Below are 486 nucleotides of genomic sequence, written 5' to 3'. Positions count from 1 at the left end.
GGGGTTGATTTGCCGATCTATCACGGCACCAGTGATGCGGTGTTAAACGTTGGTGTCGGCCACCTGGAGGGTACCTCTCTGCCGGTTGGTGGGGAAAATACTCGTAGTGTTTTAACCGCGCATCGTGGGCTTGCTGAGGCGAAACTGTTTAGTGATCTTGACCGGGTCAAATCCGGGGATAAGATTTTTGTTGAGGTGTTTGGGCAGACGCTGCTTTATCGGGTTAGCGATATTGTGGTGATTGATCCGGCTGAGACTGAGAAGATTTTGCCGGTTGCGGGTAAGGATTTGGTGACGCTTGTTACCTGTACGCCTTTGGGGATTAATTCGCATCGTATTTTGGTGACCGGTGAGCGGGTTACTCCGACTCCTGAGGGTGTTACTAATGGTGTTGCGTCTGAGTTGCCGGAGTTTCCTTGGTGGGTTGTTGTGCTTGGTGGGGGTGTTGTGGCTGCTGGTGTGTATTTGTGGTGGACCGGACGCCAA

The 486-nt window shown here is 52.5% G+C and carries 1 protein-coding gene; it reads left to right on the top strand.

Features of this window, described 5'->3' with window-relative positions; all coding sequences use genetic code 11:
- Positions 1-486: class C sortase (locus tag EII30_RS08820; protein WP_148090568.1), on the top strand; the 486-nt coding region annotated here is incomplete at both ends.

It is taken from the genome of Leucobacter sp. OH1287, assembly GCF_003859945.1.
Taxonomy (GTDB): domain Bacteria; phylum Actinomycetota; class Actinomycetes; order Actinomycetales; family Microbacteriaceae; genus Canibacter.
The sequence above is the reverse complement of the archived record's forward strand: the minus strand, read 5'-3'. Positions and strand labels throughout refer to the sequence as shown.